Origin of the sequence: uncultured Nocardioides sp. (assembly GCF_947488025.1) — a bacterium.
Taxonomy (GTDB): domain Bacteria; phylum Actinomycetota; class Actinomycetes; order Propionibacteriales; family Nocardioidaceae; genus Nocardioides.
Genome location: NZ_CANKYS010000007.1, coordinates 175,313 through 194,133 on the forward strand (window position 1 = coordinate 175,313; position 18,821 = coordinate 194,133).

At 72.9% G+C, this 18,821-nt stretch carries 21 protein-coding genes; 19 read left to right on the forward strand and 2 right to left on the reverse strand.

Going from position 1 to position 18,821, the window contains the following annotated elements:
• The first annotated feature begins 27 nt into the window (after nucleotides 1-27).
• The 6 genes from folP to Q1B24_RS13420 are packed head-to-tail and all read left to right on the forward strand — an operon-like array spanning nucleotide 28 to nucleotide 4,066.
• On the forward strand, nucleotides 28-843 hold the full coding sequence (folP, locus tag Q1B24_RS13395; RefSeq protein ID WP_299929340.1) for a dihydropteroate synthase: 816 nt from the start codon (nucleotides 28-30) through the stop codon (nucleotides 841-843).
• Entirely contained in the window at nucleotides 840-1,214 is a 375-nt protein-coding gene (gene folB, locus Q1B24_RS13400) for a dihydroneopterin aldolase (protein ID WP_299929342.1), read from the forward strand. Before folP ends, folB begins: the two co-directional genes overlap by 4 nt.
• Nucleotides 1,207-1,776: a 2-amino-4-hydroxy-6-hydroxymethyldihydropteridine diphosphokinase gene (gene folK / locus Q1B24_RS13405; protein WP_299929345.1), complete on the forward strand. Its 570-nt coding sequence runs from the start codon at nucleotides 1,207-1,209 to the stop codon at nucleotides 1,774-1,776. Before folB ends, folK begins: the two co-directional genes overlap by 8 nt.
• Nucleotides 1,773-2,273: a DUF3180 domain-containing protein gene (locus Q1B24_RS13410; RefSeq protein WP_299929348.1), complete on the forward strand. Its 501-nt coding sequence runs from the start codon at nucleotides 1,773-1,775 to the stop codon at nucleotides 2,271-2,273. Before folK ends, Q1B24_RS13410 begins: the two co-directional genes overlap by 4 nt.
• 10 nt (nucleotides 2,274-2,283) lie before the next feature.
• On the forward strand, nucleotides 2,284-2,901 hold the full coding sequence (locus Q1B24_RS13415; protein ID WP_299929351.1) for a hypothetical protein: 618 nt from the start codon (nucleotides 2,284-2,286) through the stop codon (nucleotides 2,899-2,901).
• A 58-nt stretch (nucleotides 2,902-2,959) separates the two neighbouring features.
• Nucleotides 2,960-4,066 carry a GNAT family N-acetyltransferase gene (locus Q1B24_RS13420; RefSeq protein ID WP_299929353.1) on the forward strand — a complete coding sequence of 369 codons (1,107 nt, stop codon included), beginning with the start codon at nucleotides 2,960-2,962 and terminating at the stop codon, nucleotides 4,064-4,066.
• Nucleotides 4,067-4,248: 182 nt separating this feature from the next.
• Here Q1B24_RS13420 and Q1B24_RS13425 read toward each other — a convergent pair whose 3' ends face one another.
• Nucleotides 4,249-5,232 (reverse strand): ATP-binding cassette domain-containing protein, encoded by a 984-nt coding sequence (locus Q1B24_RS13425; protein ID WP_299929356.1) that lies wholly within the window; start codon nucleotides 5,230-5,232, stop codon nucleotides 4,249-4,251.
• Between the two features lie 3 nt (nucleotides 5,233-5,235).
• Here Q1B24_RS13425 and Q1B24_RS13430 point away from each other — a divergent pair, with 3 nt between their 5' ends.
• The 3 genes from Q1B24_RS13430 to Q1B24_RS13440 all read left to right on the forward strand — a co-directional run bounded on the left by Q1B24_RS13430 (nucleotide 5,236) and on the right by Q1B24_RS13440 (nucleotide 7,709).
• Entirely contained in the window at nucleotides 5,236-5,934 is a 699-nt protein-coding gene (locus tag Q1B24_RS13430; protein ID WP_299929359.1) for an ABC transporter permease, read from the forward strand.
• Nucleotides 5,934-6,692, forward strand: coding sequence for an ABC transporter permease subunit (locus Q1B24_RS13435; RefSeq protein ID WP_299929362.1), 759 nt, complete (start codon nucleotides 5,934-5,936; stop codon nucleotides 6,690-6,692). The genes Q1B24_RS13430 and Q1B24_RS13435 overlap by 1 nt, the downstream gene beginning before the upstream one ends.
• A 63-nt stretch (nucleotides 6,693-6,755) precedes the next feature.
• Nucleotides 6,756-7,709 (forward strand): glycine betaine ABC transporter substrate-binding protein, encoded by a 954-nt coding sequence (locus Q1B24_RS13440; protein ID WP_299929365.1) that lies wholly within the window; start codon nucleotides 6,756-6,758, stop codon nucleotides 7,707-7,709.
• Here Q1B24_RS13440 and Q1B24_RS13445 read toward each other — a convergent pair whose 3' ends face one another.
• A complete protein-coding gene (locus Q1B24_RS13445; protein WP_299929368.1) occupies nucleotides 7,710-8,828 on the reverse strand; it encodes a glycosyltransferase family 2 protein in 1,119 nt (372 codons plus the stop codon).
• 58 nt (nucleotides 8,829-8,886) lie between these two features.
• Here Q1B24_RS13445 and Q1B24_RS13450 point away from each other — a divergent pair, with 58 nt between their 5' ends.
• The 10 genes from Q1B24_RS13450 (at nucleotide 8,887) to nadC (ending at nucleotide 18,820) form a co-directional block, all read left to right on the forward strand.
• On the forward strand, nucleotides 8,887-10,002 hold the full coding sequence (locus Q1B24_RS13450) for a sulfotransferase family protein (RefSeq protein ID WP_299929371.1): 1,116 nt from the start codon (nucleotides 8,887-8,889) through the stop codon (nucleotides 10,000-10,002).
• On the forward strand, nucleotides 9,999-10,961 hold the full coding sequence (locus Q1B24_RS13455) for a glycosyltransferase (protein ID WP_299929374.1): 963 nt from the start codon (nucleotides 9,999-10,001) through the stop codon (nucleotides 10,959-10,961). Before Q1B24_RS13450 ends, Q1B24_RS13455 begins: the two co-directional genes overlap by 4 nt.
• Nucleotides 10,962-11,077: 116 nt before the next feature.
• Entirely contained in the window at nucleotides 11,078-12,019 is a 942-nt protein-coding gene (locus tag Q1B24_RS13460) for a MetQ/NlpA family ABC transporter substrate-binding protein (RefSeq protein WP_299929378.1), read from the forward strand.
• 48 nt (nucleotides 12,020-12,067) lie between these two features.
• A complete protein-coding gene (locus tag Q1B24_RS13465; protein WP_299929381.1) occupies nucleotides 12,068-13,096 on the forward strand; it encodes a methionine ABC transporter ATP-binding protein in 1,029 nt (342 codons plus the stop codon).
• Between the two features lie 11 nt (nucleotides 13,097-13,107).
• Nucleotides 13,108-13,758: an ABC transporter permease subunit gene (locus Q1B24_RS13470; protein ID WP_299929547.1), complete on the forward strand. Its 651-nt coding sequence runs from the start codon at nucleotides 13,108-13,110 to the stop codon at nucleotides 13,756-13,758.
• Between the two features lie 133 nt (nucleotides 13,759-13,891).
• Complete coding sequence (locus tag Q1B24_RS13475; RefSeq protein ID WP_299929384.1) at nucleotides 13,892-14,824, forward strand: DUF2520 domain-containing protein; 933 nt, start codon at nucleotides 13,892-13,894, stop codon at nucleotides 14,822-14,824.
• Nucleotides 14,821-15,747, forward strand: coding sequence for a pantoate--beta-alanine ligase (panC, locus tag Q1B24_RS13480; protein ID WP_299929387.1), 927 nt, complete (start codon nucleotides 14,821-14,823; stop codon nucleotides 15,745-15,747). Before Q1B24_RS13475 ends, panC begins: the two co-directional genes overlap by 4 nt.
• Complete coding sequence (panD, locus tag Q1B24_RS13485; RefSeq protein WP_299929390.1) at nucleotides 15,747-16,163, forward strand: aspartate 1-decarboxylase; 417 nt, start codon at nucleotides 15,747-15,749, stop codon at nucleotides 16,161-16,163. Before panC ends, panD begins: the two co-directional genes overlap by 1 nt.
• Before the next feature lie 9 nt (nucleotides 16,164-16,172).
• Complete coding sequence (gene nadB, locus Q1B24_RS13490; protein WP_299929392.1) at nucleotides 16,173-17,903, forward strand: L-aspartate oxidase; 1,731 nt, start codon at nucleotides 16,173-16,175, stop codon at nucleotides 17,901-17,903.
• Nucleotides 17,900-18,820, forward strand: coding sequence for a carboxylating nicotinate-nucleotide diphosphorylase (nadC, locus tag Q1B24_RS13495; RefSeq protein ID WP_299929395.1), 921 nt, complete (start codon nucleotides 17,900-17,902; stop codon nucleotides 18,818-18,820). The genes nadB and nadC overlap by 4 nt, the downstream gene beginning before the upstream one ends.
• The last annotated feature ends 1 nt before the right edge of the window (nucleotide 18,821 follow it).

The following is an 18,821-nucleotide window of genomic DNA, read 5'->3' on the forward strand; positions in this document are numbered from 1 at the left end:
CCCTCCGTCGCCCGGAAAACCCGGGTGATGGGGATCGTCAACGTCACCCCCGACTCCTTCTCCGACGGCGGCCGCTGGGACACCACCGAGGCCGCGGTCGCCCACGGCCGCGAGCTGCTGGCGCAGGGCGCCGACGTGCTCGACATCGGCGGCGAGTCGACGCGGCCGGGAGCCACCCGTCCGGTGGTCGCCGAGGAGCTCGACCGCGTCGTCCCGGTGATCCGCGAGCTCTCCGCGGGCGGGGCCGTGGTGTCGGTCGACACGATGCGCGCCGAGGTCGCCGCGGCAGCCCTCGCGGCGGGGGCGCAGATCGTCAACGACGTCTCGGGTGGCCTCGCCGACCCACAGATCCTCGACGTCGTCGCCGACAGCGACGCGTCCTACGTCGCCATGCACTGGCGCGCCCACGCCGACCGGATGCGCGACTTCACCGACTACTCGCCCGACGGTGTCGTGGCGTCCGTACGCCGCGAGCTGGGCGAGCGGCTCGACGCCGTCCTCGCCGCCGGCGTCCCGCGCGAGCGGGTGGTCCTCGACCCCGGGCTGGGCTTCGCCAAGCAGCCGCGCCACAACTGGGAGCTGCTGACCGCGATCGACGTCCTGCGCGAGCTGGGCTGCCCGCTGCTCGTCGGCGCCAGCCGCAAGTCGTTCCTCGGCTCGCTGCTGGCCGTCGACGGCGCGCCTCGGCCGGTGGACGAGCGCGAGCACGCCCACGTCGCCCTGGTCACGCTGCTGGCCGTCCGCGGGGTCGACCACCTGCGCGTGCACGACGTACGAGCCACCCGCGACGCGCTCGCGGTGGTGGCGGCCATGCAGCACCCGAGCGCAGGAGACCCCGCATGACCGACGAGCTGGCCGTGACGGGCATCGAGTGCTTCGCCCACCACGGCGTCTTCGACTTCGAGCGGCGCGAGGGGCAGGTCTTCGTCGTCGACCTCGTGCTCGGCATCGACACCCGCCCCGCGGCCGCCTCGGACGACCTGACGGACACCGTGAACTACGGCAGTCTGGTGGCGGACGTGAAGGCTGCCGTCGAGCGCGACACCGTCGACCTGATAGAAACCGTCGCTCAACGCATCACGGACGTGTGCCTGTTGGACACTCGTGTTGAATGGGCGCGAGTCACGCTCCACAAACCTGATGCACCCATCGACGCGACGTACTCGGACGTCGCGCTGACGATCACCAGAACGCGAGGCAACGCTCATGACTGAGACCCCCAACCCCCACATCGTGGACGCCGACTCCCTCACCGGCGAGATGCACCCGATCCGTCGGGTGGTGGTCGGCCTGGGCTCCAACCTCGGCGAGCGCCTGGCGTCGCTGCAGGGCGCCGTCAACGCCCTCGCGGACACCCCCGACTTCTTCGTCACCGGTGTCTCGCCCGTCTACGAGACCGAGCCGGTGGACGCGCCCGAGGGCTCGCGCCCCTACCTCAACGCCGTCCTGCTCGCCGACACCACGCTCCCGGCCCACCGGCTGATGGAGCGCGCGCTGGCGATCGAGGACGCCTTCGACCGCGAGCGCAGCGACGTCCGCAACGCGCCGCGCACCCTCGACGTCGACCTCATCGTCGTCGGCGACCGCCGCGCCAACGAGGACTTCCTCCGCCTGCCCCACCCGCGCGCCCACGAGCGCGCCTTCGTCCTGCAGCCCTGGTACGACCTCGAGCCCGACGCGGTGTTCCCCGACCGCGGCCCGATCGCCGAGCTGCTCGACGCCTCCGACTCCTCGGGCGTGAAGAGGCGCGAGGACCTCACCCTCGAGGTCGAATGACCCAGCCCGGGCCCGAGCCCGACACGGACCCCGAGGAGCCACGCGGCACGCTCCGCCCGACGTCCGCACGCGCCCTGACGGCGTGCATCGTCGCCGGCCTGGCCCTCGGGTGGGCGCTCCACCCGGTGATGAGCGCGGTCGCCGGCCGTCCGCCCCTGGTGTCCTGGGCGCAGGCGCTGGTGCTCGTCCTGGTCGCCGCGATCATGGGCTTCCTCGCCTGGCACACGTGGCAGACCGTGCACGTACGGGGCCAGCGGCTCGAGCCGCACCAGGCCGTCAACCGCCTCGTCCTGGCCCGGGCGTGCGCCCTCGCCGGCGCGCTGGTGACGGCCGGCTACGTCGGCTACGCCGTCAGCTGGCTGGGCGACGAGTCGCAGTACGCCGACCGGTGGATCGCCCGCGCGCTCGTCGCGGCGGTCGGGGCAGCCGGGGTGACCCTCGCCTCGCTGGCCCTGGAGCGTGCGTGTCGCGCCGACGGGGGACGACCGCGCCCCTAGTCTGGGCGACATGCCTTCCCAGCAGTCACAGCAGTCACAGGTGTCCCGCACGCCTGCTCGTCGCCGCCAGCGCAGCACGCGTCTGGCCGTGGCCGTCGCACTCCTCGCCCTCGGAGCAGTGCTCGTGATCGGCGCCCTGGCGTCCTCGTCGGCCGGACTGACCGCTGTCGCTGCCGTCGTGGCCGTGCTGGCCGGTGCCGCTGCCACCCGCATCACCCACTCCGAGCTCATGCAGGCCCGCCGCGACGCCGCCCGCGACCGGGCGGTGCAGGCGCAGGAGTACCGCGCGCTCACCGAGCGTCGTACGGCCGAGTCCGCTGCCTTCGCTGCCGACATGCGGCGCAAGATCAACGAGCGCGAGGAGGCGATCGACGTCCTCGAGCGCGCCCTCTCCAACGCCCAGAAGAACGCCGCCGAGCAGACCCTCAAGCGCGGCCAGGAGGCCCGCCGCGCCGACGCCGCCGAGCGTGGCCGCGACGAGGCCGAGCGCGGTCGTGACGACGCCGAGGGCCGGGCCGCCGAGGCGATCGTGATCGTCGCCGAGCTCGAGGCCGAGCTCGACGTGCTCCGCGCCGAGCTCGACTCCCTCCGCGCCGCCGCCGCGCGCCGCAACCACAAGAGCGCCTGAGCCTGCGTCACGCACCGCGCCGGGGGCTCGAGCAGGGCGTACGGAAGAATGACCGCTCGTGATCCCTGAGGACAACAGGTTCGAGAGCGACCCCACCGACGCGCTGCCCGACGACCCCGGACTCCCCGCGGGTTGGGTGGCCGAGAAGCCGGACGGCGACGACGCGGCCACGGTAGAGCGGCTGACCGAGCTGCTGCGCGACCATGAGCGCGCCGGGCGCGGCTGGGCCGGATCGGGCGAGGAGGAGGTGCGTGTCGAGGTCTCCGAGCGCGGCCTGGCCATGCGCGAGAACCTCGTGGTGCGTGACCCCGGCGGCCGGATCCAGGCCTGGGGGAGCGTCCACGACCGCGCCGAGGGCCGGATGCTCTTCGTGCACATCGTCGCCCGCGACGTCGACGAGCGGGCCGCCGACCGCTGCAGCGAGGTGCTCGTCGACTGGGCCGAGGCCCAGGCGCGGGCGGTCGGGGCGGCGCGCGGCCTGACCGAGCAGCAGATCGACACCGGTGCGTTCGCCGACGACGAGCGACAGCACGGCTGGCTGGCGGACGCCGGCTTCGAGCGGGTCCGGACGTGGTGGCAGATGAGCCGCTCGGCGGAGGCCGCCGAGGCCGAGCTGGTCCCCGACCCGGCCCGCTGGGAGCGCAGGGGCGTGGTGTTCCGCCTCGTCCAGCGGCAGGGCGGTCCGGATTCCGGCGGGATGCCCGACGAGGCCGACCTGCGCGCGGTGCACGACGTGCTCGAAGGCGCGTTCACCGACCACTTCAACTCCTCGGAGGAGACCTTCGACGAGTTCATCCACCGGCTCCGCGAGGACCCCGGCCACCGCTGGGACCACTGGTGGCTGGCCGAGATCGTGGACGGCGAGGGGGGCGAGCCGGAGGCTGCGGGCGCCCTGGTCGGCACGGTGAGCGAGTCCGGCACCGGGCCCGACGGGTCGTACGTCTCCTACCTCGGCGTGCTCGAGTCCGCGCGAGGTCGCGGGGTGGCCACCGGCCTGCTCCGCACGATCATCGCCGACGCCGCCGCCCGCGGTCGTGACCGCGTCGGGCTCGAGGTCGACGCCGACTCACCGACCGGGGCGGACGGGCTCTACACCTCGATGGGCTGGGGCACGAAGTACGTCACCGAGTCCTGGCACAAGGACGTGACCGTCCACGCGCAGTAGACCCGGCGTCGCCGCACCGGATGTGACACCGTCCCGCCCGCTTCCCACGAGGGAGCGGTGCCGGTTGCGACACGGTGCGTGCCGCAACGGCCGGCAGGTGCCTGCGGGTTGCGGCACCGTGTGTGTCGGGACAGTCGGCGCGTTGCCGTGGGTCGTGGTGCCCCCCGTGACGGAACGGGGCGCTAGCGCAGCGACTCGCGCAGCGCGCGGTGCACCCCGGCGGGGGTGAGCACCCCGAGGAACGTCGGCCCGCGGCGCACCCCGACCATCGGCTTGTCGTCGCGGAGCATCGCGGCGAGCGCGTCCTCGAGGGAGGAGTCGATGTCGATCGCCGAGCCGAGGTCGCCGGTGGAGACGCCGTCGAGCGGCTCCAGGTGGTCCTCGCGCAGGCGGGTCACCGTGAGCGTGCGGAGCCCGCCCGAACCCACGAAGTCGGCCACCTGCTCGTCCGCGGGGTGGGCGAGCAGCTCGCCGGGGGTGGCGTACTGCGCCAACCGGCCGCCCGCCGCGAAGACGGCCACGCGGTCGCCCATCCGGATGGCCTCGTCGATGTCGTGGGTCACCAGCACCACGGTCTTGCCGAGCTCGTCCTGCAGGCGGCGGAACTCGTCCTGGAGGCGGCCTCGCACGACGGGGTCGACCGCGCCGAAGGGCTCGTCCATCAGCAGCACGGGCGGGTTGGCTGCCAGCGCGCGGGCGACGCCGACGCGCTGCCGCTGGCCGCCGGACAGCTCGTGGGGGTACTTCCGGGCGTACTGCTCCGGCTCGAGGCCCACGGTCTCGAGCAGCTCGTGGGCGCGCTCGCGCGCGGTGGCCTTCGACTCGCCGTAGAGCAGCGGCACCGTCATGACGTTCTGCTCGATGCGCTGGTGGGGGAACAGGCCGATCTGCTGGATGACGTAGCCGATGCCGCGCCGCAGCTCGACCGGGTCGGCGTCGGTGACGTCCTGGCCGTCGAGCCAGATCCGGCCGGTGGTGGGCTCGATGAGCCGGTTGATCATCTTGAGGGTCGTCGACTTGCCGCAGCCCGACGGACCGACGAGGCAGACCATCTCGCCGCGCGCGACGTCGAGGTCGAGCTCGTGGACGGCCACGGTCCCGTCCGGATAGGTCTTGCCCACGCCCTCGAGCCGGATCATCGGCTCGCCGCCCCGTGTAGCGTCCATGCGGTGACCATACTGGGGGCGGCCGACTCCGGGCCGAGCTGCTACAGCCGGTTCGTCAACGAGTGGTTCTGCTGGCAGTACGTCGAGGACCGCCACGAGCAGATCACCGACGCGCTCGTCGAGCACGTGCTCATCACGCTGGCGGCCCTCGTCCTCGGCATCGCCATCGCCCTGCCGCTCGCGCTGCTCGCCCGGCGGTTGCCGCGGCTGGAGTCCGCGGTCCTGGGCTTCAGCACCGGGGTCTACACCGTGCCGTCGCTGGCGCTGCTGCCCCTGCTGGTGCCGTTCACGGGCCTGTCGGCCGCCACGGTCGTGATCGGGCTCGGTCTCTACGCGCTGACCATCCTGGTGCGGGCGCTGCTCGACGGGCTGCGGTCCGTGCCAGACGACGTACGCGAGGCGGCCCGGGGCTTGGGCTACGGGAGCGCGCGCATGCTCACCCGCATCGAGATGCCGCTGGCGCTGCCGGTCGTGATGGCCGGCCTGCGCGTCGCGGCGGTGTCGACCATCGCGCTGACCACGGTCGGCACCCTGGTGGCGTACGGCGGTCTGGGCGACCTCATCGCCCACGGTGTCGCGCGGGACTTCCGCGCCGAGCTGATGACCGCCGCGGTGCTGTGCGTCGTCCTGGCCGTCGTCCTCGACGTGGTGCTGGTGCTGCTGCAGCGGGTGCTGACGCCCTGGACGGCGGGGGCGCGCTGATGGAGCTCTTCGCCGACACCTGGCAGTACCTCATCGACCCCGACAGCTGGACCGGTGCGGGCGGCCTCGTCGCGCGGCTGCTGGAGCAGCTGCTGCTCACCGCCACCGCGCTCGTGGCGGCCATGCTGCTCGGCCTGCCCCTCGCCCTCTGGCTGGGCCACCTCGGCAAGGGCGGCTTCCTCGCCGTCAACATCTCCAACGTCGGCCGCGCCGTGCCCACCTTCGCGCTGCTGGCCCTCCTGGTCGCCGCGGACTGGCCCGGCTCCGAAGACTTCGGCCCCTACGGCCGCGCCGGTCTCGCGACCCTCATCGCGCTCGTGCTCTTCGCCCTCCCGCCGCTGATCACCAACGGCTACGTCGCGATGCGCGAGGTGCCCTCCGACGTGCAGGAGGCCGCCGACGGGATGGGCATGTCACCGATGCAACGCTTCCGGCGCGTCGAGCTGCCGCTGGCACTGCCGGTGATCGCCTCCGGCGTGCGCCTCGCCCTGGTGCAGGTGTGGGCCACGGCCACCATCGCCGCCCTGGTCGCGGGGCCGGGCCTCGGCCGGATCATCACCGAGGGCTTCGCCCGCAACGACTACGCGCAGGGCATGGCGGGGGCCGTGGTCGTCGCCTCCGTGGCCCTGGTCCTCGAGCTCGCCGCGGCCGCGGTGCAGCGCGCCGTCGACCCGATGCCGCGCGCTCCGTCACCGGATCGTGATGAGGACTTGTCGGTGCCCTCGACTACGGTGGCAGAGGCTCCCACCGGGAGCTGAGCGGACCCGCTCGCATCACCGGACACGCGTGGCTCGGCCACGGGACACAGAAGGTTTGACGACATGCACGTACGACGTCCGCTGATGGCGGTCACCGGTCTGGCCCTGACCGCCCTGCTCGCCGGATGCGCCGGCGACGACCTCGCCGAGGAGAACGACGAGCCCACCTCCGGCTCGGGTGGGGGAGGTGGCGAGGGCACGTCCGTCGTCATCGGCAGCCAGAGCTTCGACGAGGCCGCGCTCGTCACCGCGATGTACCAGCAGGTCCTCGAGGCCGAGGGCTACGAGGTCGAGACCCGGCTGGTCGACACCCGCCCGATCTACCTCAACGAGATGCCCGACTCCGTGCAGATCGCCCCGGAGTACGTCGCCGGCATCGTCGACCAGCTCAACACCGACGCCAACGGCCCCGACGCCGAGCCGCTGTCGACCAGCGACGCCCAGGAGACGATCGACGCCGGTGCGTCACTGCTCGAGGAGAAGGGCATCACCCTGCTCGAGCCGTCCGAGGCGTTCTCCGCCAACGGCTACTTCACCAGCCAGGAGTTCTCCGACGCCGAGGGCGTCACCAAGCTCTCCGACCTCGAGGGTCAGCAGGTCACGCTGGCCGCTGCGCCCGACTGCAAGGGCCGCACCGACTGCGAGAAGGGGCTCGTCGACACCTACGGCATCGACATCACCCTCGAGCCGCTGGGCTACGCCTCGACCGAGACGTTCCAGGCGGTGCTCGATGGGGAGGCCCAGCTCGGCCAGACCAGCACGCTCGACGGGACGCTCGAGGACCAGGGCCTGCTCCTGCTCGAGGACGACAAGGGCATCCAGCCCGCGCAGAACCTCGTCCCCGCGGTGTCGAGCGACTTCCTCGCCGACAACCCCGACGTCGAGGGTCCGCTCAACGACCTGATGGCGGCGCTCGACAACGAGACCCTCGGTGAGCTGCTCGTCAGCGTGCAGATCGACCGCGAGCAGCCGGCCGACGTGGCCCAGGAGTTCCTGGAGTCCGAAGGGCTCCTCTGATCAGTCGATGACCTCGTGGTCCCGGAGCGACAGCGCCTCCGGGGCCACGGTGGTCTCGTCGAGCACCGAGGGCGGCACCGACAGCCGCCAGGCGCCGGTGGCGACGTCCTGCACCCGCGGGGCGGGGCCGTCGAGGGTCGCCACCCACTCCATGAGCGAGGTGACGTCGGCGCGGCGGTCCTGCTCGACCAGCCAGCCGGCCAGCCGGTGGACCGGCGGCAGGCCGCTGTGCACCAGCGAGCGCCGGCCCCAGATCTCGAGCACACCCGAGCGCAGCAGCCGCCACCACTCCGGCGTGCACCCCGGCACCAGCAGGAAGTAGCGCCACAGGTCACCGGCCAGCACCCGGTCGACGAAGACCGCCTCGACGTCGGCGGAGCCGTGCTCGCGCACCGAGGCGAGCGACATCCGCTTCGTCTCCCAGCGGTCGGCGAGGTCCTGCAGCGACGAGGCGCGGGTCTGCGTGATCGAGCCCTCCCGGATCCGCCAGCGGTAGACCACCTCGTCGAGCACGTCGAAGCGGCCCTCGAGGAAGGCTCGCGTCGTCGTGGGCTGGTCCTCGTAGCGAACGCCCTCGGGCCACGACAGGTCCCGGGCGTCCCACCACGACCTTCGGAAGACCTTGTTCCACGCGAAGACGTCGCCCAGGATCTCGGGCCGGTCCTCGACGCGGGCCCCCCGCAGCGGCCGGTGGAGACGTCGCATCCACGGCGGCTCGACGAGCCGGTCACCCTCCCAGCGCACGATCGACCCGGTCGCGAAGTCGGAGCCCGATGCGGTGAGCGCGCCCACCAGGTCGGCGTACGCCGTCGGCGGCAGCACGTCGTCGGAGTCGAGGAAGGCGAGGTGGTCGCCCCGCACGTGCTGGACCCCGAGGTTGCGGGCGGCGCCCAGGCCTCCGTTGACGGAGTGGACGACGCGGATGCGCGTGTCCCGGCGGGCCCAGTCGTCGGCGATCTCGCCCGAGCGGTCGGTCGCCCCGTCGTCGACGATCACCGCCTCCCACCGCGTGTGCGTCTGCGCGAGCAGGGAGCGGATGCAGTCGTCGAGGTAGTCCTCCACGCCCCACGCCGGGATCACCACGCCGAGGAGGGGTGCCCGGGAGAAGAGCCGCTTCATGGGCCGCGAGCCTAGTGGGGACCGAGCAGCGCGCCCGCCCGCCGGTAGGCTGCCCGCCGTGACCGAGCAGCCCAGAGCGATCGACGAGATGAACCCCGACGGAGTGCCGCGCAAGGTCCTCTTCGTCGCCGGCGCCGGCCGCAGCGGCACCAGCACCCTGGCCGGCATCGTGTCGCGGCTCGGCATGCACGTGCCGCTGCCCGAGGTGCCGCCCGACGACTCCAACCCGCGTGGCTTCAGCGAGCCGCAGTGGGTCGTCGACGTCCACGACGAGTGGCTCCGCGAGGCGCTGGTCCAGGTCAGTGACAGCCGCCCCGAGGCGTGGTTCGACACCGGCCGCATCTGCAGCCGCGAGCCCGCCAGGATCCGGGTCAGCGAGTGGCTCGAGCCGCACTTCGCCGAGCACCCCGAGCTCGTCGTCAAGGACCCGCGGCTGAGCTGGTTCCTCGGCCTGTGGCGGGTCGCCGCGATCCGCACGGGCGCGACGCCGGTCTTCGCCACCATGCTGCGCCCGCCCGCCGAGGTGGTCGGTTCCAAGCAGAAGTACTACGCCAACAAGCTCGGCTCGGCCCACCTCGCGGCGAGCTGGGTCAACATGCTGCTCCACACCGAGCGGGCCACCCGCAGCGTCGACGCGGTGGAGGGTGACGCGGCACAGGGCCGCGTCTTCGTCCGCTACGAGGACCTGCTGACCGACTGGGTCAGGACGACCACGGCCATGGGGCACGCCCTCGACCTGCAGACGATCATCCACACCCGCAGCGACCAGATCCGCGAGGTGCACCGCTTCATCGACCCCAACCTCCGCCGCGTGAGCGCCACGCTCGACGACCTCGCGCTGCCCAGGCGGCTGCACGACCTCACCGGCCAGACGTGGGAGGAGCTCAACAAGCTCGCCGACGAGGGCGGCGACACGACTGCCGCGCACGAGACCTTCGACCAGCTGCGGGCGGAGTACGTCGACCTCTACGAGGAGGCGGCCGCCATCAGCCGCTCGACCGCCGAGCACGCGCGCCACCAGGCCCGTCGGCGGGCGCTCCACGAGGCCGCGGGCGAGGAAGGCCACCGGTCGTTCGCCGACCGCGTGCCCCACGACGTACGCGCCGCGATCCCGCCGTCGGTGCGCCGCGGGGTCCGCAAGGCCCTCGGGCGGGAGCGGGACGCGCAGCCGTGAGCATCCCGATCGGCTCCGGCCACGGCCTCGCCAACCTCGAGGGCCACACGGACTTCGACATCGTCTGGCCGTGGGCTGATTCGCGTGGGGGGCCCGGCGGGCTGCGGCGCGGAGCCACGGCGGTGCTGCGGGTCAAGAACGAGGCCCCGGGCCTGCGCTTCGTGCTCCCGCCGCTGCTGCGGGCGTGCGACCACGTGCTGCTCGTCGACAACGGGTCCGACGACGGCACCGGTGAGGAGGCCCTGCGGGTCGCGGCCGAGCACGGCCTGTCCGACCGGTTCACCCTGAAGGAGTACCCCTTCCAGGTGGCCCGCGCCGGTGCCGAGCACCTCGCCGTCAACGAGCGCTCGGTGCACTCGCTCGCCTACTTCTACAACTGGTGCTTCTCCCACGTCCGCACCCGCTACTCGTGGAAGTGGGACGGCGACATGGTCCTCACCACCGAGGGCGAGGTGTCGATGGCCGACCTGTCGTGGCAGGTCGGGATGGCCGAGGCCGTCATCCGGTTCCCGCGCCACGGGCTGTACATCGAGTCGGACCGCAAGGCCTACCTCGACCTCGGCCTGCGCAACATCGAGGAGTGGGGCTTCCCGATGAGCCCCGACTACGTCTACACCAAGGCGCCGGAGTGGGAGATCCGCACGACGCCCGAGCACATCGAGATGTTCGCGCTGCCGCAGGGCCTCTGCGTCGAGCTCAAGTGGCTCGACGGCGACGAGTTCGCCCACTGGACCAACCCCGAGTCGTTCGCCACCTCCATCCGCAACCGGCGCAAGCGTCGCGAGTGGCTGGTCTGGAACGCGCTGCACGACGGGCAGGTCCCGGAGGGCGTCGTGGAGATCGAGTCCCCCGAGGGCGTCCACGTGGTCGACCACGTCACGCACACCTGGCTGCCCCGAGCACCGCGCCCCTTCGTCGTCGACGACCCCGACCACGCCAAGCTCCACCTGCGCGCCTGAGCAGCACGACGACCGCCCACGGCGGTGGGTGAGGCGGTTCACACCGCCTCCGGGGCATACCCGTGCGGGGTCCGGAGGTTCCCCCGGCTCAGGACCGTACGTCGAGAGGCTCCGCCATGTCCGAGAACCACCCGCAGATCGCACCCCCCGCCAAGCGACGTACGCCGCTCCTGGCCGGCATCGCCGTCCTGGCGGTGATCGCCGTGGTGGTCGGACTCCTCTGGTCACGGGGCAGCGACGACGCCGGCGCCACCAGCGGCGAGGAGCGCGAGAAGGTCGTCCTCGGCACGGTCGGCGCCAGCGACCCCTACTGGCAGGTGCTGGTCGACGCCGCGGCCGACGAGGGCATCGACCTCGAGATCGAGGACTTCGCCGACTACACCCAGCCCAACCCCGCGCTGAGCGAGGGCGAGCTCGACATCAACCAGTTCCAGCACATCGTCTACCTCGCGGAGTACAACGTCGCGAACGACGACGACATCGTGCCGCTGGGCTCCACCGCGATCTACCCGCTGGGCCTCTACTCGTCCCAGGTCGACTCCGTCGAGGACATCCAGGACGGCGACACCGTGGTCGTCCCCGACGACGACAGCAACCAGGCGCGCGCCCTGCTCATCCTCCAGTCGGCCGGCCTCATCACCCTCGCCGACGGCGGCTCGATCTACTCCACGCTCGCCGACGTCGACGAGTCGGCGTCCCGTGTGCAGGTCAAGGCGATCAAGGCCGACCTCACGCCCACCTCGCTGCCCGACGTGGCGGCCGCGGTCATCAACAACGACTTCGTCGAGAAGGCCGGTCTCTCCTTCGAGGACGCGCTGGCCACCGACGACGTCGACGACCCCAACGCGCTGCCCTACGTCAACGTCTTCGCCGTCCGCGCCGAGGACCGCGACGACCCGACGCTGCGCAAGCTCGTCGAGGTCTACCAGGAGACGCAGGCCGTCCTCGACGGCGTGCAGGACGTCTCCGGCGGCACCGCCGAGCTGGTGAAGGTCCCGCAGGAGGAGCTGCAGGCGTCGCTCGACGACGTCGAGGCCGACACCGCCGCGCAGCGGTAGTCCGCGGCGCAGCAGTGACCCGACGCTGACCAGGGGAGGAGCCCCACGATGCCGCTCGTCGAGCTGACCGACGTGCACAAGACGTTCCCGGCCGCCCGCGGAGGGACGCCCGTCGAGGCGATCCGCGGTGTCGACCTGACGGTCGAGGCCGGTGAGATCGTCGGCATCGTGGGCTACTCCGGGGCCGGGAAGTCGACCCTCGTACGACTGATCAACGCGCTCGAGACCACCACCTCGGGCAGCGTGCGGGTCGGCGGCCGGGAGATCACCGGCCTCAAGGAGCGCGAGCTGCGCGAGGTGCGGCTGGGGATCGGGATGATCTTCCAGCAGTTCAACCTGTTCCGCTCGCGCACCGTGTGGGGCAACATCGCCTACCCGCTGGAGGTGGCCGGCGTCCCCACGCAGGAGCAGAACGCCCGCATCTCCGACCTGCTCCACTTCGTCGGCCTCGCCGACAAGGCGCACAGCCACGTCGACGAGCTCTCCGGTGGCCAGAAGCAGCGCGTCGGCATCGCGCGCGCGCTCGCGACGAGCCCCCAGCTGCTCCTCGCCGACGAGTCGACGAGCGCCCTCGACCCGGAGACGACGCAGGAGGTGCTCGCCCTGCTGCGCCGGGTCAACCGCGAGCTCGGCATCACCATCGTGGTGATCACCCACGAGATGGACGTCGTGCGCAGCCTCGCGCACCGCGTCGTCGTCATGGAGGCCGGTCGCATCGTCGAGGAGGGGCCGGTCGTGCAGGTGCTCTCCGACCCCCAGCAGCCCGTCACCCGCCGGTTCGTCTCGACGATCGTGGACGACGAGCCCGACGCCGAGGCGCTGGCGGCCCTGCACGCCCGGCACGACGGACGGTTCGTCAAGCTCGCCTTCCGCGGCGACGACGTACGCCAGAGCGACGTGTTCGCGGCCCTCCTCGAGCACGGCGTGCGCTTCGAGCTCGTCTTCGGCGGCATCGAGGAGGTCCAGGGCGAGACCTTCGGCAACCTGACCCTCGCCCTCGACGGCGACCCCGCGGCCGTGGACGCGGCCGTCGACGCCGTACGAGCACTCGTCCCCACGAAGGAGCTGGCCCGGTGACCGACACCAACATGAGCCAGCTCTGGCCGCTCTTCTGGGAGGCGGCGTGGGAGACCCTCTACATCGTCGCGATCACGCTCACCCTCGGCGGCCTGCTCGGCCTGCTGCTGGGTCTCGGGCTGTACGTCACCCGCGGCGGCGGCCTCTACGCCAGCCGCCCGGTCAACCTCGTGCTCAACGTGCTGGTGAACTTCTTCCGGCCGATCCCCTTCGTCATCTTCATCGCCGCCGTGCAGCCGTTCGCCCGGGTGGTCGTGGGCACCGGCATCGGCAACCCGGCGATCATCTTCGCCCTCACGCTCGCCGCCGCCTTCGGGATCAGCCGCATCGTCGAGCAGAACCTCGTCACGGTCGATCCCGGCGTGATCGAGGCTGCGCGGTCCGTCGGCGCCGGCCGCGCGCGCATCGTGCGGACCGTCGTGCTGCCCGAGGCGCTCGGGCCGCTGGTGCTGGGCTACACCTTCGCCTTCGTCGCCCTGGTCGACATGACCGCGGTGGCCGGCGTCGTCGGCGGCGGCGGGCTGGGCAACTTCGCCCTGCAGTACGGCTTCCGGCAGTTCGACACCGTCGTCACCTGGACCGCGGTGATCGCGATCGTGGCGCTGGTGCAGGTCGTCCAGCTGGCCGGCAACACCACCGCCCGGCGCATCCTGCGCCGCTGACGCTCCGCGAGGACGGGGGAGTGGCCTTCGTCACGCCGCCCAGGCGTTCCCGCCGTGGAATCCGCAGGCGTACGCTCGATGTTGATCGCAGTAGATCGGTACCCGAGAGGGACTGAAACGAAGAGGTCACCACATGACGCACGACCCTGTCCTCACCCCGACGTCGCACCCGACGTTCGGCGTCGGTGCCATCGGCGCCGGTCGCGTCGGTGCCGTCCTGGCCGCCGCTCTCCGCGCTGCGGGCCACGACGTCGTCGCCGCAGCGGGCGAGTCCGACGCCTCGCGGGGTCGCATCGACCACCTGCTGCCCGGGGTCGCCGTGGCCAAGCCGACCGACGTCGCGCGCGCCAGCGACCTGCTGCTGCTCACCGTGCCCGACGACATGCTGTCCAACGTCGTCACCATGCTCACCGCGAGCGGTGCGATCCACGCCGGCCAGGTCGTGGTCCACACGAGCGGGCGCCACGGTCTCGCCGTGCTCGAGCCGGCCCGTCAGGTCGGCGCCCGGACGATCGCCCTGCACCCGGCGATGACCTTCACCGGCACCGAGGTCGACCTGCCGCGGCTCTCCGGCTGCGTGTTCGGCGTGACCGCCGACGAGGACGACCGGGCGCTCGCGGAGTCCCTCGTCGCCGACCTCGGCGGAACGCCGATGTGGGTGCGTGAGGAGCACCGCACGCTCTACCACGCCGGTCTCGCCCACGGCGCCAACCACCTCGTCACCCTGGTCGCCGAGGCGATGGAGATCCTGTCCGCCGCCGGAGCGGCCGACCCCGCCGCCACCCTGCGCCCGCTGCTGACCGCCGCGCTCGACAACGCGCTCGAGGACGGTGACGCCGCCCTGACCGGGCCGATCGTGCGCGGTGACGTGGAGACGGTCCGCGCGCACGTCACCGACCTGCGGAAGACCGCCCCGCAGACGCTGCCGTCGTACGTCGCCATGGCGCGCGCCACCCTCGACCGGGCCGTCACCGACGGACGCCTGCTGCCGATCCGCGCCGCCGCGATCCTGCGCGTCCTCGACGCCGTCGAGGCCCCGACCCCCCGCGCCCGGCAGCCTCGATGACCGCTACCCCCACCCTCGCGTCGACGCGCGAGGAGCTGGCCGGCCTGCTCGCCGACGCCCGCCGTGCCGGCGACCGGATCGCCTTCGTGCCCACCATGGGCGCCCTGCACGACGGCCACGCCAGCCTCATCCGCACCGCCCGCGGGGCGACCGACGGCCCCGTCGTGGTCAGCATCTTCGTCAACCCGATGCAGTTCGCCCCGACCGAGGACCTCGACCGCTACCCCCGCACCCTCGACGCCGACCTGGCGGTCTGCGCGGCCGAGGGGGTGGACGTCGTCTTCGCGCCGAGCGTCGAGGAGATGTATCCCGGCGGCTTCAGCCACGAGTCCGTCCACGACGGGGTCACGGTCTCGCCCGGCACCCTCGCCACGATCCTCGACGGCGCCTCCCGCCCGGGCCACTTCGACGGCGTGCTGACCGTCGTCGCCAAGCTCTTCGGCCTGGTCCGCCCCGACGTGGCGGTCTTCGGGCAGAAGGACTACCAGCAGCTCACCCTGATCCGTCGCATGGTCAGCGACCTCTGCATGGGCATCGAGGTCGTCGGCGCCGAGACGGTCCGCGAGCCCGACGGCCTCGCGCTCTCCAGCCGCAACCGCTACCTCGACGCCGACGGGCGTCGGGCCGCGGTGGCCCTCAGCCGGGCGTTGCGTGCCGCGCAGGAGCGGGCGGCGTACGGCGTACCTGCCGCGCGCTGGGCCGCGATGTCGGTCCTCAAGGCCGAGGCGGGCCTCGAGCTCGACTACCTCGCGCTCACGTCGGTCGACCTCGGCGAGCCGCCCGAGGTCGGCGAGGGCCGGATCCTCGTGGCGGCGCGGGTGGGGACCACGCGGTTGATCGACAACGCACCGATCGTCTTCGAGCGGTCGGACCAGGCGGGGACCGCGTCCGCGGCCTCGACCACCTCAGGAAGGAACAGCTGATGCTGCGCACGATGATGAAGTCCAAGATCCACCGGGCCACGGTGACCCAGGCCGACCTGCACTACGTCGGGTCGGTCACGGTCGACGAGGACCTGCTCGACGCCGCCGACCTGCTGGCCGGTGAGCTCGTCCACATCGTCGACGTCACCAACGGAGCGCGCCTGGAGACGTACACGATCGCCGGCGAGCGCGGGTCGGGCGTCATCGGCATCAACGGGGCCGCGGCCCGGCTGGTGCACCCCGGCGACACGGTCATCCTCATCGGCTACGGCCAGATGGACACCGCCGAGGCGAAGGAGCTGAAGCCGCACGTGGTCTTCGTCGACGCGGACAACAAGGTCATGGGCACCGGCTTCGACCCTGCCGAGACCTTCGGGGACGAGACGTTGGCCCGCGGCGACGCCGTCGCTCGATAGCCTGCCCGGATGAGCCTCCACCGGCCGGTCCCGGGCCGCCTCCGAGCCCCGGCCCCCGGGTGGACCACCCGCGCCGACGTCGTCGTGGTCGGATCCGGCATCGCCGGCCTCACCGCCGCGCTCCGCATCCACGCCGCGGACCCCGCGCTGCGCCTGCTGGTGGTGACCAAGGACGTCCTCGCGGCCGGGTCGACCCAGTGGGCCCAGGGCGGGATCGCAGCGGCCCTCGGGCCCGGTGACACCCCCGAGCAGCACGAGCGCGACACCCTCGTCGCCGGGGCGGGCGCCTGCGACGTCGAGGCCGTCCGGGTCCTGGTGACCGAGGGCCCCGAGGCGGTGCACGAGCTGATCGCCCTCGGCACCCAGTTCGACCACCACCCCGACGGCGAGCTGTCGCTGACCCGCGAGGGCGGCCACCACCGCGACCGGATCGCCCACGCCGGCGGCGACGCCACGGGCGCGGAGATCCAGCGCGCGCTGACCGCCGCCGTCGAGCGGGCCCCGGAGATCGAGGTCATCCAGCACGCGTTGGCCGTGGACCTGCTCCGCGCCGCCGACGGGGGCGTCGCCGGCCTCACGCTGCACGTGCTCGGCGAGGGCCAGCACGACGGCGTCGGAGCCGTGCACTGCCGGGCGGTCGTCCTCGCCTCGGGCGGCCTCGGCCAGGTCTTCAGCCAGTCCACCAACCCCAGCGTCTCCACCGGTGACGGGATGGCCGTCGCGATGCGCGCCGGCGCCCGGCTCCGCGACCTCGAGTTCGTCCAGTTCCACCCGACCGTCATGTGGCTCGGCCCCGACTCGCAGGGCCAGCAGCCGCTGATCTCCGAGGCGGTGCGCGGCGAGGGCGCCTTCCTCGTGGACTTCGAGGGCAACCGCTTCATGCACGGCGAGCACCCGCTGGGCGACCTCGCCCCGCGCGACGTCGTCGCCAAGGCGATCACCCGACGGATGATGGAGTCCGGCAAGCCCCACATGTGGCTCGACGCGCGCCACCTCGGGGTGCCCGCGAGCGAAGCGAGCCGCCCCGGTGATCGAGGAGATCGCGAAGCGATCGTCACGAGATTCTGGGAGCGCCGGTTCCCCACCATCCTGCGCGTGTGCCGAGAGCACGGCGTCGACCCGGTGACCGAGCTCGTCCCGGTCGCGCCCGCCCAGCACTACGCGTCCGGCGGCGTGGCCACCGACCTGTGGGGGCGTACGACGGTCCCGGGGCTCTACGCCACCGGAGAGGTCGCCTGCTCCGGTGTCCACGGCGCCAACCGGCTGGCGTCCAACTCGCTGCTCGAGGGGCTGGTGTTCTCCCGGCGCATCGCCGACGTGCTGCCCGGCGAGCTGCGCCCCTGGGCCGACCCGGTCCCCGACCGGCGCCCGGAGGGTCTCGTCTCCGGTGACCGCCGTCGGTCGATGCAGGAGACGATGACGACCCGGGTCGGGGTGCTGCGCCACGCGGCGGGCCTCACCGACGCGCTGGCGCTCCTCGGCTCGCTCGACCACGGCGAGGCCGAGGCCGGGACGGCCGCGTGGGAGACCACCAACCTGCTCACCGTCAGCACCGCGCTCGCCGAGGCCGCGGCCCTGCGCACCGAGACCCGCGGCTCCCACTGGCGCGAGGACCACCCCGACCGCGACGAGGCCCGGGCGGGCCACGTCGACTCCTGGCTCGACGCCGACGGACGCGTCGCGGTCGAGTGGGTGCACAGCCCGTCCACCGATCCGACGACCAGTGAGGTCTCCGCATGACGAGCCTGCGTGACGTGCCCGCCGAGGTCCTCGCCGACCTCACCGCCGCGGGCCTCGACCCCGTTCACGTGTGGGACGTGGTGGGCCGGGCGCTGTCCGAGGACCTCCCCGCGGAGCCCCGCGTGGACCCGACGAGCGAGTCCACGATCCCAGCGGGCGCCCGGGCCGAGGCCGTGTTCGGTGCCCGGGAGGACGGGGTGGTCGCGGGGCTCGCGGTCGCGGCCGTCGTCTTCCACGCCGTCGGCGCCGACGCCACCATCACCGACCGCGTCGCGGACGGCACCCGGGTCGCGAGGGGCGACGTCGTGATGCGCGTCGAGGGCCTGACGCAGCGGATGCTCGTCGCCGAGCGCACCGCCCTCAACCTCGCCTGCCACCTCTCGGGCGTCGCGACGGCCACGTCCCGCTGGGTCGAGGCGCTGGAGGGCTCCCCGACGCTGGTGCTCGACACCCGCAAGACGCTTCCCGGGCTGCGGGCGCTGCAGAAGTACGCCGTCCGCTGCGGCGGCGGGGTCAACCACCGCACGAGCCTGCAGGACATGGCGATGGTCAAGGACAACCACGTCATCGCCGCCGGGGGCGTGCTTCCCGCCCTCGACGCCATCCGCGGCCGTCACCCCGGGCTGCCCGTCGAGGTCGAGGTGACGACCCTCGACCAGCTCGACGAGCTGCTCGCCCTGCCCCAGCCGCCGGAGCGGGTCCTGCTCGACAACATGACCGACGAGCTGATGGCCCAGGCCGTACGGCGTACGGCCGGCCGCGTGCCGCTCGAGGCGAGCGGCGGCATCACCCTCGAGCGTGCGGCGCGGATCGGGGCGACCGGTGTCGACTTCGTCTCGGTCGGGGCGCTCACGCACTCGGTGACGGTCTTCGACATCGGCATGGACCTGACCACCCCGGCACCGACGGCGGACTGAC

What these genes read in the sequence shown, in the direction of transcription:
- folP (WP_299929340.1), top strand. Translation starts at nt 28, where the DNA reads ATGGGGATCGTCAACGTCACCCCCGACTCCTTCTCCGACGGCGGCCGC.
- folB (WP_299929342.1), top strand. Translation starts at nt 840, where the DNA reads ATGACCGACGAGCTGGCCGTGACGGGCATCGAGTGCTTCGCCCACCAC.
- folK (WP_299929345.1), top strand. Translation starts at nt 1,207, where the DNA reads ATGACTGAGACCCCCAACCCCCACATCGTGGACGCCGACTCCCTCACC.
- Q1B24_RS13410 (WP_299929348.1), top strand. Translation starts at nt 1,773, where the DNA reads ATGACCCAGCCCGGGCCCGAGCCCGACACGGACCCCGAGGAGCCACGC.
- Q1B24_RS13415 (WP_299929351.1), top strand. Translation starts at nt 2,284, where the DNA reads ATGCCTTCCCAGCAGTCACAGCAGTCACAGGTGTCCCGCACGCCTGCT.
- Q1B24_RS13425 (WP_299929356.1), bottom strand. Translation starts at nt 5,232, where the DNA reads ATGGACGCTACACGGGGCGGCGAGCCGATGATCCGGCTCGAGGGCGTG.
- Q1B24_RS13435 (WP_299929362.1), top strand. Translation starts at nt 5,934, where the DNA reads ATGGAGCTCTTCGCCGACACCTGGCAGTACCTCATCGACCCCGACAGC.
- Q1B24_RS13440 (WP_299929365.1), top strand. Translation starts at nt 6,756, where the DNA reads ATGCACGTACGACGTCCGCTGATGGCGGTCACCGGTCTGGCCCTGACC.
- Q1B24_RS13445 (WP_299929368.1), bottom strand. Translation starts at nt 8,828, where the DNA reads ATGAAGCGGCTCTTCTCCCGGGCACCCCTCCTCGGCGTGGTGATCCCG.
- Q1B24_RS13460 (WP_299929378.1), top strand. Translation starts at nt 11,078, where the DNA reads ATGTCCGAGAACCACCCGCAGATCGCACCCCCCGCCAAGCGACGTACG.
- Q1B24_RS13465 (WP_299929381.1), top strand. Translation starts at nt 12,068, where the DNA reads ATGCCGCTCGTCGAGCTGACCGACGTGCACAAGACGTTCCCGGCCGCC.
- Q1B24_RS13470 (WP_299929547.1), top strand. Translation starts at nt 13,108, where the DNA reads ATGAGCCAGCTCTGGCCGCTCTTCTGGGAGGCGGCGTGGGAGACCCTC.
- Q1B24_RS13475 (WP_299929384.1), top strand. Translation starts at nt 13,892, where the DNA reads ATGACGCACGACCCTGTCCTCACCCCGACGTCGCACCCGACGTTCGGC.
- panC (WP_299929387.1), top strand. Translation starts at nt 14,821, where the DNA reads ATGACCGCTACCCCCACCCTCGCGTCGACGCGCGAGGAGCTGGCCGGC.
- panD (WP_299929390.1), top strand. Translation starts at nt 15,747, where the DNA reads ATGCTGCGCACGATGATGAAGTCCAAGATCCACCGGGCCACGGTGACC.
- nadB (WP_299929392.1), top strand. Translation starts at nt 16,173, where the DNA reads ATGAGCCTCCACCGGCCGGTCCCGGGCCGCCTCCGAGCCCCGGCCCCC.
- nadC (WP_299929395.1), top strand. Translation starts at nt 17,900, where the DNA reads ATGACGAGCCTGCGTGACGTGCCCGCCGAGGTCCTCGCCGACCTCACC.